Origin of the sequence: Anaerotignum sp. (assembly GCF_030625865.1) — a bacterium.
Classification (GTDB): domain Bacteria; phylum Bacillota; class Clostridia; order Lachnospirales; family Anaerotignaceae; genus Chakrabartyella.
Map to the genome: position 1 here is coordinate 80,613 of NZ_DAOUQB010000001.1, position 14,886 is coordinate 95,498.

A 14,886-nucleotide genomic window follows, 5' to 3' on the forward strand; every position below is an offset into this window, starting at 1 on the left:
TATACTTGTGTAATAGGGAAAAGAAGGGTGTGTTTTGTAAACAGGAGAAAGGGGGTATCCGGAATGAATTCAGCACAGAGGGAGAGTTTTGCGTGTTTGTTAAATGCCATGGGGGAAGTGGCGGTATTTGTTGTTTGTCGGGATACTCAAGCCATATTATTTTGTAACAATGAGGCCAAAAGGCAAGAAGAAACAGGTGGAAGGCTGAAAGAACATTGGGGGGAATTTTTTCATTGCTTTGAAGACAATATAAATCAAGATGGAAATTATACAAAAACCATCATAGATGAAACAGCAAAGAAAGTACTGCGTATGTCTGTAACTAAAATAGTATGGGGAACGGAAGAAATTCCAGCTTTTTCAATTGTATTTACGCCTGTTTTAAGGGGGAAAGGTGCTGAAATGCATTTTAATTTCTTTGAAAGTTTAGACGTCATACTATCAGAGGGATATGTACACAGCGGCATGGTTAATTTAACAAAAAATGAATACAATAATATATTACCTGATTTTTACAGCCAAAAAGCGTTTTTTAATGCTACAAGCTATGATGAAATGATTGAATCACTCAGTGGGCGGGTACATCCCATCCATGGGGAACAAATCAAAGAAGTTTATGGCAAAGAACGGTTGATACAGGATTACAATGCAGGAAAAAAAAGAATTAGCCATGATTACTTACTTCAAAATGAAAATGAGGTGTACCGCTGGGTAAGAGGCAGTGTGGTATTCCCAAAAAACAGGGGAGATGCAGATGTAAAGGCTGTGATGTTATGGAGGGAAATCGAAGCAGAAAAGGGGTTTGCACAGCAGCTTTTAATGGAACAAGAGGCGCTTTTTGACAGCCTGCCGGGATATGTACTAAAGATAGCAGTGGGCGAGGAAATTACGTTTTTGGAAGCCAGCAAATCATTTTATGACGTTTTTGGGGAAATGAATGATAACTATCATGTGGGAGATAACGTTTTTATTGAAGATAAGGAGTTTGTAGTTTCGGAAATTAAAGAAAAAGGGAATTTGGGACAGTCTATTTCCTTTGAATGCCGTGTATGCAACAAGGATGGGAAAATCGTTTGGGCTCAATGTGAAGGAAAATTGGTAGGGCATCAAATGGGAAAACCCATATATTTGATGATTTTGCTTGATATCAGTAATATGAAGGAAGCACAGGCACAGTTAATACAAGAAAGAGAACGTTATCGTTTAGCAGTAGTAAATATGGCAGATGGGATTTTTGAGTATTATGTAAAAGAGGATTATTTTATATTTCATAGCACCGATAGGTGCAATAGAGGAACACTAAGGGTTCGGAATTATGTAAAAAATCTGAAGGAGAATTCTTTTTTTCCCGCAGAAGCAGCCGCATTGCTTATAAAAATATTGCATGGCGAGGGCGCAGGTGCTGAAATGGAAATCTGCTTGGGGAAACATAAACAGAGAGAATGGTTTTTTTGTCAGGGAATTCCTATATTTCATGAGGGAGCGGTAAAGAAAGTAGTCGGGACATTCCGCTCCATTGATAGGATAAAAAAGGAACAGCTGCGTGTTGAAGGGGAACTTCAGATTGAACAGAAAAAATGTCGTATGTCAAATCAAAGGTTTTTGCAAGTAGTGAATCAATTATATGATTTAATTATAGAGGTAGATATAAAAAGCCGAAAAACTTATATTTGGAAGGATGCAGAAAATTATTCATTGCTAATTCCTCGAGATGAAACCCTATATGATTTTTTGACAACAGGTTGTTTTGAATTGGTTCATTCTGAGTATTGTGAGTTGGCGAGGGAGAGGTTTTCTCTTTATTCTTTGATGAAGGAGTTTCACAGGGGGAAAAAAGAGATTATGCTGGAGGTGCCCGGACGTAACAGTATGGGGGTTTATCGTTGGTATCGTATTCAAGTTCAACTGATAGAGGAGGATGTGCATTCTAGTCGTGTCATGGTTTACTTTAAAGATATTGATGAGCAAAAATCAAGAGAGGCCTTGCAGCAAAGTGCCTTAGAAGATGCGCTAAGACTGGCAGAGCGAGCAAATGCAGCAAAAAGCGAATTCTTATCTCGTATATCCCATGATATTAGAACGCCTTTGAATGCAATCATGGGTATGGTAGCGATTGCAGAGTCAAATTTGGATTGCAAGGAAAAGACAACAGATTGTTTGCACAAAATCAATTCTTCTTCAAGGTATCTTTTGGATCTAATAAATGATATTTTGGATATGAGCAAAATAGAGAGTGGGAAAATGCCCCTTAATATAAAAGAGTTTGACATTCATGAGTTGCTTCATGGGCCTATAGTTTATGGTTATACCCAAGGACAAATAAAAGGGCAGGAGTTTATTGTACAGATAAAAGGGGAGGCAGAAGAAGTTTTTGAAGGTGATTTACTGAGAATTAATCAAATTTTAATGAATCTTTTGAGCAATGCATTTAAATATACTCCGAAAAAAGGGAAAATTTCATTATCAGCTGAAGAAAAACAGTTGGATGAAAGCAATATTTTGCTTCAAATAGAAGTTGAGGATAATGGAATTGGGATACAAAAGAACTATCTGGAAAAACTTTTCGTTCCTTTTGAGCAAGGAGAAGGTGGATTGAAATTTGGTGGAACAGGATTAGGACTGGCTATTTCACAAAATTTAGCAATGCTTATGGGCGGACAAATTTTCGTTGAAAGTGAGGAAGGAAGAGGAAGTGTTTTTCGGGTTGAGATTCCTTTAAAAAGAAAGACAGAAAATGTTCCCTTTTTATCGGACAAAGTGTTATCAGTAGAGGAAGAAAATGTGAATTTGGGCATAACCGGAGACGGAGTTATGGAAAATAATGAAAAGGCTAGCGTTCTCTTAGCTGAAGATAACGAAATGAATGTGGAAATTGTAAAAACCCTTTTGGAAATGTGTGACATTACTGTTGATGTGGCAAGAAACGGACTGGAATGTGCTGCAATTTTTCAGCGGTCAGAAGAGGGGAATTACCTTGCTATACTTATGGATGTTCAGATGCCGGTTATGAATGGTTATGAGGCAACAAAGATTATTCGTAAAATGAATCGGGAGGACGCGGCTGGTATACCCATTATTGCCATGACCGCCAACACCTTTTCTTCGGACATTGGGGAGACTTTGGCGGCGGGAATGACGGATCATATCCCCAAGCCCATTGATATGACGGCCTTGCTTGATTTGCTAAAGAGCTATGAGCAGGCAAAAAGGCCATAAAGAAAGAAAACAAGAATTTTTGATTATTTTATCAAGCTGTTATAGGTATACATAATACAAGTTGAAAATTTTTGTCTGAAGTGTAATGGCAGGGTACGGTATGAAACAACCAAACTATGGGCTTTATCATCATATAATAAAAAGTGCACCGTGAGTTTATAAGAGGATAGTAACGTGGTGAAAATATCGAATTAATGGGGAATTGCTGGAACATAAAATAATCCCCTTACTTTTAAAGGTTATTTATGATAAATTGTAATATAGAGATATATTGTGCAAAAACTGTACTTTTCTCGATATATTTTGTATAATGGGGAAAGAAATTTATTCTGACCTATGCTATGGGGGGCAGCAAATGGATAAAAAAATATTAATTGTAGATGACGAAAAAAATATTGTTGACATTATAGCGTTTAATTTAAAAAAGGAAGGCTACAAAATTTTAAAAGCTGGGGATGGAGCAGAAGGGGTTAAGCTTACCATGGAGGAAAACCCAGACTTGATCTTGCTGGACATTATGATGCCTAAAATGGACGGTTATGAGGCCTGCAAGAAAATAAGAGAAAAGAAAAATACACCCATTATTATGCTTACAGCACGTGCGGAAGAAGTTGATAAGGTTCTGGGGCTTGAACTGGGGGCGGATGACTATGTTACAAAGCCTTTTAGTGTTAGAGAGCTGATGGCAAGAGTGAAAGCAAATTTACGCCGCCAAATTGTCCGGGAAGAACCGACGCAGGATGAGGCAGAGGGCTGTGTTTTTGGCAGGCTGAATGTGAATTTGGAAAGATACGAGGTTCGCAAGGATGGGCGGGTACTTGACTTAACTTTGCGTGAGTTTGAACTCTTAAAATTCCTTACCCAACAAAAGGGGCAAGTTTTTTCCCGAGAAATTCTTTTAGAGAAGGTTTGGGGATATGAGTATTTCGGGGATGTTCGTACGGTAGACGTTACGGTTCGCCGTTTGCGGGAGAAGCTGGAGGATGATCCGGGAAAGCCACAATATATCCTAACCAAAAGAGGCGTAGGCTATTATTTTGATTGTTAAGGAAGACGGGGTTGGAGCCTTTGCGAAGTATTAAATGGAAGTTAATAATCATGTATCTTGGGCTTGTGCTGATTGTGATGATTGTCAGCGGTTCTTATATTTTGCTGAGCCTTAGAAATATAGAGATGGAAAAATCCAGGAGTCAGCTGGAATCATATGCAGAAAAGATTGAAGAACAAGTTATCCAAAATAATGACACAGAACATTTTCAGGATAAGATTCTTGGCGCAGATAGTAATGCCGTGGGGATTCAAGGTAATATTTTGGATGCCAAGGGCAATACCATTGCGTCTACTTCTGTGTTACAGGAGCCATATCCTGTTTATACGGATCAGGCCATTATTGCCGCCATGAATGGAACTCCTTCTTTTTCCTCGGGGAAAAAGAGTACGGATTCCTTTGGACTATTGAAGGAATGGATGAGCTATGCAACGCCCATTCAAGGGACGGATGGTAATGTGTCTTATATCATCTATACCCGCCTGGATGCAGGAGATATGCGCACTAGTTTGGATGAGACAACGAAAACCATTATTATTGCAGTTGCCATTTCCTTGTTTTTAGCCATTATCATGGGCTATGTATTTGCCCAAACGTTGACAGGCCCTATCTTGGCGTTGACAAAGGGCGCAAAAAACATGGCTGAGGGAAATTTTGAGCAAAGCTTAAAAGTGCGAAGTTCTGATGAAATTGGACAGTTGACCAGTAGTTTTAATTATATGGCATCTGAGTTGACTAAAAATATGTCAGAGATCTATCAGGAAAAGAACCGTTTGGAAATCTTGCTTCATAATATGAGTGATGGCGTCATTTCTTTCAATAAAGATGGTGGCTTTATGCTTGCCAACACAGCTGCAACGGAAATGCTGGAAGTTGATAAAATTGATATGGATTTTTCTACCTTTATCCGAAAGTATGACATAAATTCCGGTGTATATTTGGATATGGGGAGTGAACCGTCTCAAAAAGTAACCTTCCCCGTTGGTAAGCAATACATTAATGCAACCTTTACCCCATATTACAATGCGACAGGGCAAATTGAGGGCGTAGTTGTTGTACTGCAGGATATTACAGAGCAGAAGAAGTTGGATGATATGCGCAAAGAGTTTGTGGCCAATGTTTCCCATGAACTACGAACCCCTCTTACAACAGTGAAAAGTTATACGGAAACACTCATGGATGGCGCGATAGATGACAAAGAAATTGCCATGGAATTTTTAGGTATTATTGATAGTGAGGCTGACCGAATGGCTTTCTTGGTTCGGGATTTGCTTCAGCTATCTCGATTTGATAATAAACAGGTGCATTTGGATATTTCGAAAATCGAAATGAACGAATTTTTATGTTTAACAGTGAAGCAAAATAAAATTCATGCTGAGGCCAAAAGACAGCAGTTAACTTTTGAACCATACGCGGAACCGGTAGTGATACATGGGGATAGAGACCGAGTGGGTCAGGTTGTAAATAATATCGTTACAAATGCAATCAAATACAGCCTGGAACAGGCTTCCATTAAAATTTATATTACGGAAGATGACACTTATTATAAAATTTCTGTAAAGGATACGGGTATGGGGATTGCACGTGAGGATTTGCCACGTATTTTTGAACGTTTTTACCGTGTGGATAAAGCCAGAAGCCGCGCCATGGGAGGTACGGGACTTGGGCTTGCCATCGCCAAAGAAATTATGGAAAGCCATGGAGGAAGGCTGATTGCAGAAAGTGAGTATGGAAAAGGGACAACCATGACCATGTGGTTTCCTAAAAAGTCACCTGAGCTACGCTATACAGAAGGATAACAATCGTATTTCTGCGAAAAAAACCGCTTATTTTGCAGTAGAAAAAGTTGTTATGAAACTGTAAGCCCGTTGTAACATGAATGTAATATTTCCAGTATATAATAGTAAAGTAACGATATTATTCTGTACAATGGAATGGAGGTGTCTGGAATGAAACAGAGAAGCAAGAATTTTGTAGTATTTATGATTGCAATGATGCTTTCTTTTTCACCCGTTTGCGCCTTTGCTGATGAGATAAATAATCCGGCACCGTTTTCAATTACAAGTGGGCTGGGTTTTAACGAAGACGATCAGGATGTTACGTTTGATGATTCTCGTATGGTTTATGGGGAGACTGCACCTTTTGCAGGTATTTCCGTGACTGTTTGCCGAATGGATTCGGAAGGAGTTATGTTTGAGGATTACAACGATACTTTGGAAGTAGGGTCTTTGGGCATTTTTAGTACGGTGCTTCCTCTAGAACTGGGAACCAATTATATCGAAATAACGGTTAACGGTGAGGACTATGAGGAGGAAACTTATTGCTATGAAGTGAAAAGAAAGCCTCAGGCAGTGAAGGAAGAACTAAAAAGCATGATTGCTTTACCTGGTTTAATGCCAAAATACGAATAAAAAAATAAATTATAGAAAAAGCGGTGGGATCAAATGAAATTATACAAAATTACTAATTTTGTCATTGTTGCTTTGGTCATAGCTGCGGTTTATCAAACAGGAGAGTTATGGCTTGAGGGAACATCGAGTCATAACTTTTTTAATGTGCTGATGCAGGGAGAATCCCAAATAAGCAAAGAAGCAGATGGAAATGTTCTTTTGGCAACGCGCTATGCTGTCGGGGAAGGAGAGGGAACTTTTTCTGTTTATTATCCTGATGAAACAGGAACCAGTAACCTTTTACACGAGGCAAACAGTGTTTTGAATGAAATTTTATCGGCGAAGGATAGCCAAGCAGAGTTTGTAACGGCCGATTGGAAAGAAATTCTTGCAAAACGTTGTATTGTAATGCAGTATGACTTTATGGTATCTGCAGATGAATATTTAAGTGATTACAAGCGGCTGAAAAATAACAATAAGATGGATTCTTTTGATTATATTACAATTATTCCCTCTAAGCGTCCAGGGGAAGAGAGTAAAGCTTTTTTTGTAAATTCCAAAACCAATGAAAGCCTATGTTATACTACAATAAAAAGTCAATCTGCGGCGGATTTTTATGAAAAACTTGTAACGGACAAAAATACCATGACATATATTTCCACGGGGCAGAAAACAGGGGCATCCGTCATTTGGCGAAATCTATTTTTACCCCAATGGGCAGATTTACCGTATCACTATAGCAGTTTACGTGAAGTTCCCGCTTTTGAGAAAGATGGGGTGGTGAGTCGTGTCAATATGGAAAGTACGGTGAAAGGATTTTTCCGAAACTTTTCTGTAGACTGGAGCACAAAGGACGAGAGCGGAGACTTTGTTTTTAGTGATGACCAAACAGTGATAAAATATTATCCGAAAATACGGGTTTTGGAGTATTACAGTTACGAAGCCTATGGGAATGATAAGAATAACACCAGTTTGCTAGAGGGATACCAAATCAGCTGTAATTTTTTGGAAAATGATTCCTCGTTGACTACGGATATTTTTTTGGCGGATATTGAGACAAAGAGCAACGAAACAATATATTATTTTGACTATGCCGTGAACAATTTGCCTGTTAATCTTTCTGTGGCATTGCAGGAAAAAATCGGCAGCAAACATGCAATAACGGTAACCATTCGCAACCAAAGAGTTAAGAAATATCAGCGGTATGTGGTAAATTATGAAACTTCACCTGGACAAGATATGGAGTTAGATGTTCAGTTTATTGATGCTTTGGATGAAGCCAATAAAACCTATCAAAAAACGGTGGAGGAAAAAGTTATTACTGATGTAAAAAATATTTCTTTGGGCTATTACGTTGATCTTACAGGAAAGCAAGGATTAAAGTGGTTCGTCACACTATATGATTATTTATTTGTAACTGACACCCTAACAGATCCCGTTGCTGAAGTGAACAATATTTCGTAGGGAAATATTGTCGTTGAAAAAGAGGTTAGGTGCCGAAGAAAGGAGGCAGGTCATGGAATGGGCAGGTGCTAAGCGCTTTGTAATTGTTTTGCTGCTTATCTTAAATATAATATTGGCTGGGTTAAATATCCAGCAAAAGCGGGATAACACCATGACTTCTGCCCAGGAAAAGGCGATTTTTGAAGTTTTGTCCCAAAATGGAATTACCTTATATACAGATTTAAATATTGATACAAAGCCTATGTATCGCTTGGAGGCAAAAGTTCCTTCTTACAGCAAGGAAGATTTGGAGGCTGCTATTTTTGATGGAGAAAAGACAAAAGTTTCTGTAGGTACAAAAACCGTCTATAAAACAGAGAATGAAATTCTTACATTAGAGGGAGATAAAGGGACTTTTGTGGATAAAACCGTGGAAAAGGGTTTGATTAATTTAAACAAGGAGGCAGCAATAAAACTGGCAGAACACAAGATGCAACAAATGGAACCGATTTTTGGGGAATATGAGCTTTGCTATTCTTTTAAAGAAGAAGATGGATGGCGGATTGATTTTTGCTCCATCTATAAAGACGAAGTTGTTTTTTCCAATCATTTTTCGTTTTTTGTGTCCGATCAAGGAATTTATCAGCTGGACTTTACATATTGCGAAATAACGGGAATGACCCAGGAAAAGAAAGAAATTTGCATGGAGGATGAAGCGTTAATGACTTTTATGCAGGAGTGGAATAAACGTGACAGCGCCGAAGATGCAGCAATACAGAAATTGGAGATTGGGTACGATTTAATGGAACAAGGTCAAGCAGTAATGGGAACGGGGTTATTTTTGGAACCATGTTATCGTATTTATCTTATGGAAGAAAGTGAGCCTTATCTGGTGAATGCTTACACTTGCCAAATCGTAAAAAAGGATGTAAAATAATCAATAACTTAACGGGCTTTGGGAAGCTTCCTGCTTTTTTAGACAGATATCTTTTTAAAAAGGATTGTGTAGGAGGACAAGCTTTAGAAGAAATACAACTTGTTGTAAAACGTTTTTCGTTATGTAAAACCATTTTGCCATTGGTCTTGATTAGAGGGGGATGCCCCTTTTTTCTTCTGTGCAACAGAAAGGCTGAATTTGAAGAGAAGGAAAAAAGACTTTTCTCAATTACTTTTTCATGATATAATTCGAATGGCTGGGTCAACAAGAAAAAAATCGGTTGAAACAAAAAAAGAAAGCCCGGCTTTCGTGTACAAAGGGAATATCCTTTGGCAATTCATTGGAAGGATGAACGTTTAATGGAAAAATTGCTTGTAAAAGGCAGAAAACGTCTTGTGGGCGAAGTAATGATCAGCGGAGCAAAAAATGCAGCAGTGGCAGTATTGCCTGCAGCAATTATGGCAGGCGGCAAAAGTGTTTTGGAAAATTTGCCTAACATTGAGGATGTAAGCTGTATTTGCCATACAATCGAAAAAATGGGAGGAAAATGCTTACATAAAGACAAGCATACCATAGAAATTGATTGTTCAGCTGGACTTGATTACCGCGCTACATTTGAAGAGGTACAGAAAATTCGTGCATCCTATTATTTCTTAGGCGCACTTTTGGCTCGTTACAAAAAGGCAGAAGTTGCAATGCCCGGTGGCTGCAACTTTGGTAAACGCCCCATTGATTTACACTTAAAAGGTTTTCGTGCGTTGGGGGCAACGGTGGAGGAAGAATGCGGTCTGGTAAGAGCTTATGCAGATCGATTGGTTGGTGCTTCCATTTATATGGATCAGGTTAGTGTTGGAGCAACCATAAATATCATGCTGGCGGCAACGATGGCAGAAGGAATTACCACTATTGAAAATGCGGCAAAAGAACCTCATGTTGTGGATACTGCCAACTATTTGAATATGATGGGAGCAAATATCAAAGGTGCCGGAACAGATGTAATTCGCATCAAAGGTGTAGAAAAGCTGGATGGCGCCCAGTATACAATTATTCCAGATCAAATTGAAGCCGGTACATATATGATTGCTGCGGCAATTACAGGGGGAGATGTTCTGGTAAAGAATATTATTCCCAAGCATATGGATTCTTTGACGGCGAAGTTGGAGGAAATGAAAGTTCGAATGGAAGAAGGGGATGACTCTATTCGGGTTATGGCGAACAAACCCCTACAGGCTGTGAATGTAAAAACCATGAGTTATCCGGGTTTTCCCACGGACTTGCAGCCGCAAATGGCGGCACTCTTAAGTATTTGCAAAGGTACCAGCGTTATTACTGAAAACGTATGGGAAAACAGATATCAATATATAGAGGAGTTGCGCAAGTTAGGTGCTTGTGTAGATATTAACGGCAGAATTGCCACAATCGAAGGAATTCCTCATTATCAAGGTGCTTGTGTAGAAGCAACTGATTTAAGAGCGGGGGCAGCAATGATTTTGGCGGCACTGGCTGCGGAAGGAACCACTCAAATTGACGGTGTACGTTATATTGATAGAGGCTATGAAGATGTTGAAGCCAAGTTTAATGCTTTAGGGGCAGATATTCAACGTATGATTAAGTGAAGGAAATGATAAAGAGGGGAATTTGTGTTACGGGTTTGCAAAGGCGGAATGCTTTGATAACGGTTTAAAAACCAATGGTTTCCCGTCGGTTCCTCTATAAACAATAGGTTTTTCGTAAAGGTAAGCAGGGGAAACCCTGTCAGGGTGTCGATAAAATCGACACCCTTTGAAAAAAGCTCAGTTTCTTCAAGCTTTTTTTAAGTTAGCAGAGGACAAATAGATGTGTTCCTGCGACCAAAAGGTCTTGAAACATCCTATTTTCCTCGGATGGGCAAAGCCCATCCTGCGGATTCTACTTGGGAAACTCTTCGTTTCCCAAGCTCTTCCGTTTTTAAAAATAGGTTTTTCGACAGTCTGGGCAGGGGAAACCCTGCTTTCTGTATTTTAAAAGAAAGTCATCAAACTGGAATGGGGGAGTTTTTTTGGCAGTGGAGTTTTGTACCCTCGCAAGCGGAAGCAGTGGAAACAGCACTTATATCGCTACAAAACATACCCGAATTTTAATTGATGCCGGTGTCAGCGGAAAGAAAATTGAAGCGGGGCTGGCGGAGTTAAGGGTAACAGGGCATGATATAGATGGATTGTTTATTACCCATGAGCATTTGGACCATATCAAAGGTGCGGGAATTTTCTCAAGACGCTTTAATGTTCCCATTTATGCTACCTATGAAACTTGGATAGCGATGGAGGATGGGTTGGGAAAGATTTCACCGGGAAACAAACGCTTTGTTTATCCCGGCGAGAATTGTATCGTAAATGATATTTGTGTAAAGCCTTTTCACATTCCACATGATGCGGCGGAACCGGTTGGATATAATATCTTTGCAGGGGGGAAAAAGGTTACCCTTGCCACGGATATTGGGCATATTACCGATGAAATTCGAGAAAATATTGCGGAAAGCGAAATTCTTTTGCTGGAAGCAAATCATGATGAAAATATGGTGCAGACGGGAAGTTATCCCTGGCATTTAAAAAAGAGGATTTTAAGCGATGTAGGACATCTTTCTAACAAAACAGCAGGAGAACTCCTTTCTTCCGTTGTGGATGGAAAAATGAAGCATGTTTTTTTGGGGCATTTGAGTCAGGAAAATAATGAGCCCCATTTGGCATTTGATACAGTTGAAAAAATTTTGGAGAGAAACAAAATTCTGGTAGGCAAGCATATAAAAATGGACATGGCATACCGCCATAATACAGGGAAAAAAGTTGAAATATAGGTGAGAGAATGAAGATTACCATTGTATGTGTGGGAAAGCTTAAGGAGCAATATTGGCGAGGAGCTGTTGAGGAATACAGCAAGCGTTTAGGGCGCTACTTGAAGCTGGAAATTATAGAGTTACCTGATGAAAAAGCGCCGGAAACCATGAGTCCGGCTCAGGAGGATGAAGTCCGCCAAAAGGAAGGGCTGCGTATTTTAAAGGCAGTTAAGGATGACGCTTTTGCTGTGGCCTTAGCCATTGAAGGTAAGAGTCTTTCCTCAGAGGAATTGGCTGATTTTATGGCAGAAAAGGCGGTTCGAGGGGTTAGCCATGTGGCGTTTATCATTGGCGGTTCTTTGGGATTATCCCAAGAGGTTATGAAAAGAGCTGACTTTGCATTAAGCTTTTCCTCTATGACATTTCCACATCAAATGATGCGTATTATTTTACTGGAGCAAATCTATCGGGCTGAAAAAATTAATCGAAAAGAGCCTTATCACAAATAATGATTGTAAATTGTAAGAAAAAAATATACCATATGCTTTTATTTCAGATTTGGAAGTGATAGATTTTATGGGACATGACGTTTTTGAAGAAAAAGAACAGGCTTATCTCCAATGCGAGAAAAAATGGATATTCGCCATATTAATGGCAGTCAGCGGTTATCTTGGTGCCTTCACTGTAATTTTGCGGGGTGGCGTATTTTGCAATGCACAGACAGCAAATTTTGTATTTCTTGCTGTTGCTGCAGGCAAAGGGGAGTATCGTCACGCTCTTTATTTTTTTATACCTATTATGGCGTATTTCTCCGGTGCTTGTATTTCCGAGTTTATTCCGTCTAAAATAAAAAGATATATGAGTATCCGTTGGGATACCTTTTTGGTGGGGCTTGAGGTGGTTGTAATCTTATTGTTAGGATTGCTTCCTGAAAGTGCGCCGGTACAGATTTCTCAAATTTCCATTAATTTTATTTGTTCTATGCAATATAATACATTCAGGCAAGCGGAGCATATTCCCATGGCAACAACTTTTTGCACAAACCATTTACGACAGACAGGGGTCTATTTTATGAAATGGCTGAAGCATGGGAAGGACAAAATATACTTACGCAGATTTTTCAGTCATATTGAAATGATTGTATTTTTTGTTTCAGGAGGAATTTTATCATCGGTGATGTGTCAAATTCTTCTTGGAAAAGCTTTGTTTGTTGCGGCATTTTTATTGTTTATCGTTTTTTTAAGTTTATTAGGTGCCGATTTAACGCGAGAAAAAAATATGCTGAATAAAATACCTTTGGGACATTAAAATGATAAGAAACGTTTTTTTTATATGTTTGTTGAAAAAAAGCCGGGAAACACTTTCGTTTCCTGGCTTTTTTCATTTTTGGCTTACTGATATTTTTTATTCGGAAAGAAAAGACTCCCCGATTTTATATACATCTCCTGCGCCCACAGTGAGAAGCAGATCTCCCTTTTGACAGTGCTTTTGCAAAAAGGTCAAGATTTCATCAAAATTCCCCACATAATGGGCAGACTTTCCTGTTTTAGCAATGCGTTTTGCCAACTGAGCCGCACTTACAGTACCATCGTCCGTTTCTCTTGCTGCATAAATATCGGCAATGATAATTTCATCTGCATCAAAAAATGCATCCCCAAAGTCTTCAAATAAAAATTTCGTACGAGAATAGGTATGGGGTTGGAAAACACACCATGTGGTATTGTGTTTTACCTTTTTTGCAGCAGCTAAGGTTGCACGAATTTCTGTGGGATGATGGGCATAGTCATCGATAACAAGAACGCCGTTTTTTTCTCCTTTTCTTTGGAAACGTCGGTTTGTTCCTGTAAAGTGGGCAAGACCTTTGATCCAATCCTCAGGGGGGATTTCCAAAAAGCTTGCAGAGGCAATGGCTGCCAGGGCGTTAGAGATATTGTGGTCCCCCGGAACATTCAAATGAACGATTGCCTTTTTTTCGTGATGATAAAATACATCGAAGGTGTTTTTCCCGTCTTCGTGATGAATTACATTTTTTGCAGTCCAGTCGGAATCTTCTTCCATGGAAAAGGTTTCCACTCTACATACCAAATCTTTTGTAATTGCAGCTAGATTGGGTATGGTTTTATTGATAACCAAAACCCCGTTCTTAGGAATACGTTTTGCAAAGTCATGGAATGAGTGATAAATATTTTCCAAAGAGCCGAAAAAGTCCAAATGGTCACTTTCGATATTCAAAATAACACCAACCAAAGGGCTTAAGCGCAAAAAGCTGTTAAAATACTCACAGGCCTCCGCTACAAAATAAGAGGAATTTCCAATTTTTAAATTGCTCCCGATGGTAGGAAGGACGCCTCCTACGGTGATGGTGGGATCTTTTTCAGCCGCCAGAAGTATTTCTGACACCATAGACGTTGTTGTTGTTTTGCCATGGGTTCCGGAAACTGCAACGGAATTGCTATGCTCTCCCATAATTTGTCCTAAAAGCTGTGCGCGATCCATAATAATTAAATTTTTTTCTTTTGCCGCTTCTAATTCCGGATTTCCATCATGAATGGCTGCCGTAAAAACAACGTGGGTTACATCATCTGTAATGTTTTTTGTATGATGTCCAATATTAATATGGATGCCAATGGATTGGAGATGGTTTGTTACAGGTGTTTCACGAATATCGGTTCCGGAAACCTTGCATCCCCGCTTTGCCAGAATTTCTGCCAGGCCGGACATGCTAATACCGCCGATGCCGATGAAATAAATATGGTCTGAATCTTTAAACATTGTTGTCATATAGTACCGCCTCTATCGTTGTATGAATCGTTAAAAAACCTAACATAATATTGCTTTTCATTATAGTATACTAAAAAAGGAAAGGCAATCATTTACAGAGATTTCTATATTTAATTTTATACCAAAATAATGGAAATAAACCAAAAAGTTACGAATCTTTTGAAAAAAGACGAAGAAGAGATCATTTAGTAAAAATGATGAGAGAAATACCTGTTTTTTTTACAGGCTGAATATGGTATAATTGGGTAAATTCAAAGAA

Annotated in this window: 11 protein-coding genes; 10 read left to right on the forward strand and 1 reads right to left on the reverse strand. The window is 39.0% G+C overall.

Annotated features, from left to right (window positions below; all coding sequences use genetic code 11):
• Nucleotides 1-63 precede the first annotated feature (63 nt).
• From P9Q65_RS00365 to P9Q65_RS00410, 10 genes are all read left to right on the forward strand, one after another.
• A complete protein-coding gene (locus P9Q65_RS00365; RefSeq protein ID WP_304507093.1) occupies nucleotides 64-3,216 on the forward strand; it encodes a PAS domain-containing hybrid sensor histidine kinase/response regulator in 3,153 nt (1,050 codons plus the stop codon).
• A gap of 355 nt (nucleotides 3,217-3,571) precedes the next feature.
• Entirely contained in the window at nucleotides 3,572-4,264 is a 693-nt protein-coding gene (locus tag P9Q65_RS00370) for a response regulator (RefSeq protein WP_304507094.1), read from the forward strand.
• An 11-nt stretch (nucleotides 4,265-4,275) separates the two neighbouring features.
• On the forward strand, nucleotides 4,276-6,063 hold the full coding sequence (locus tag P9Q65_RS00375; RefSeq protein ID WP_304507095.1) for an ATP-binding protein: 1,788 nt from the start codon (nucleotides 4,276-4,278) through the stop codon (nucleotides 6,061-6,063).
• A 150-nt stretch (nucleotides 6,064-6,213) separates the two neighbouring features.
• Nucleotides 6,214-6,675, forward strand: a complete 462-nt coding sequence (locus tag P9Q65_RS00380; RefSeq protein ID WP_304507096.1) for a hypothetical protein — start codon at nucleotides 6,214-6,216, stop codon at nucleotides 6,673-6,675.
• Between the two features lie 33 nt (nucleotides 6,676-6,708).
• On the forward strand, nucleotides 6,709-8,118 hold the full coding sequence (locus P9Q65_RS00385; RefSeq protein WP_304507097.1) for a hypothetical protein: 1,410 nt from the start codon (nucleotides 6,709-6,711) through the stop codon (nucleotides 8,116-8,118).
• Between the two features lie 52 nt (nucleotides 8,119-8,170).
• The gene (yycI, locus tag P9Q65_RS00390) at nucleotides 8,171-9,034 is read left to right on the forward strand and encodes a two-component system regulatory protein YycI (protein WP_304507098.1); all 864 of its coding nucleotides are present in this window, start codon (nucleotides 8,171-8,173) and stop codon (nucleotides 9,032-9,034) included.
• 359 nt (nucleotides 9,035-9,393) lie between these two features.
• A complete protein-coding gene (locus P9Q65_RS00395) occupies nucleotides 9,394-10,650 on the forward strand; it encodes a UDP-N-acetylglucosamine 1-carboxyvinyltransferase (RefSeq protein WP_304507099.1) in 1,257 nt (418 codons plus the stop codon).
• A gap of 428 nt (nucleotides 10,651-11,078) precedes the next feature.
• Nucleotides 11,079-11,867 carry an MBL fold metallo-hydrolase gene (locus tag P9Q65_RS00400; RefSeq protein ID WP_304507197.1) on the forward strand — a complete coding sequence of 263 codons (789 nt, stop codon included), beginning with the start codon at nucleotides 11,079-11,081 and terminating at the stop codon, nucleotides 11,865-11,867.
• An 8-nt stretch (nucleotides 11,868-11,875) separates the two neighbouring features.
• Entirely contained in the window at nucleotides 11,876-12,355 is a 480-nt protein-coding gene (gene rlmH, locus P9Q65_RS00405) for a 23S rRNA (pseudouridine(1915)-N(3))-methyltransferase RlmH (RefSeq protein ID WP_304507100.1), read from the forward strand.
• A gap of 67 nt (nucleotides 12,356-12,422) precedes the next feature.
• Nucleotides 12,423-13,154: a YoaK family protein gene (locus P9Q65_RS00410; protein ID WP_304507101.1), complete on the forward strand. Its 732-nt coding sequence runs from the start codon at nucleotides 12,423-12,425 to the stop codon at nucleotides 13,152-13,154.
• 96 nt (nucleotides 13,155-13,250) lie between these two features.
• Here the strand turns inward: P9Q65_RS00410 and murC are convergent, their stop codons facing one another.
• Nucleotides 13,251-14,627 (reverse strand): UDP-N-acetylmuramate--L-alanine ligase, encoded by a 1,377-nt coding sequence (gene murC / locus P9Q65_RS00415; RefSeq protein WP_304507102.1) that lies wholly within the window; start codon nucleotides 14,625-14,627, stop codon nucleotides 13,251-13,253.
• Nucleotides 14,628-14,886: the final 259 nt, after the last annotated feature.

Excerpts from the sequence above, each read along its gene's own strand:
- P9Q65_RS00365 (WP_304507093.1), top strand. The coding sequence starts at position 64 with ATGAATTCAGCACAGAGGGAGAGTTTTGCGTGTTTGTTAAATGCCATG.
- P9Q65_RS00370 (WP_304507094.1), top strand. The coding sequence starts at position 3,572 with ATGGATAAAAAAATATTAATTGTAGATGACGAAAAAAATATTGTTGAC.
- P9Q65_RS00380 (WP_304507096.1), top strand. The coding sequence starts at position 6,214 with ATGAAACAGAGAAGCAAGAATTTTGTAGTATTTATGATTGCAATGATG.
- P9Q65_RS00385 (WP_304507097.1), top strand. The coding sequence starts at position 6,709 with ATGAAATTATACAAAATTACTAATTTTGTCATTGTTGCTTTGGTCATA.
- yycI (WP_304507098.1), top strand. The coding sequence starts at position 8,171 with ATGGAATGGGCAGGTGCTAAGCGCTTTGTAATTGTTTTGCTGCTTATC.
- P9Q65_RS00395 (WP_304507099.1), top strand. The coding sequence starts at position 9,394 with ATGGAAAAATTGCTTGTAAAAGGCAGAAAACGTCTTGTGGGCGAAGTA.
- rlmH (WP_304507100.1), top strand. The coding sequence starts at position 11,876 with ATGAAGATTACCATTGTATGTGTGGGAAAGCTTAAGGAGCAATATTGG.
- P9Q65_RS00410 (WP_304507101.1), top strand. The coding sequence starts at position 12,423 with ATGGGACATGACGTTTTTGAAGAAAAAGAACAGGCTTATCTCCAATGC.
- murC (WP_304507102.1), bottom strand. The coding sequence starts at position 14,627 with ATGACAACAATGTTTAAAGATTCAGACCATATTTATTTCATCGGCATC.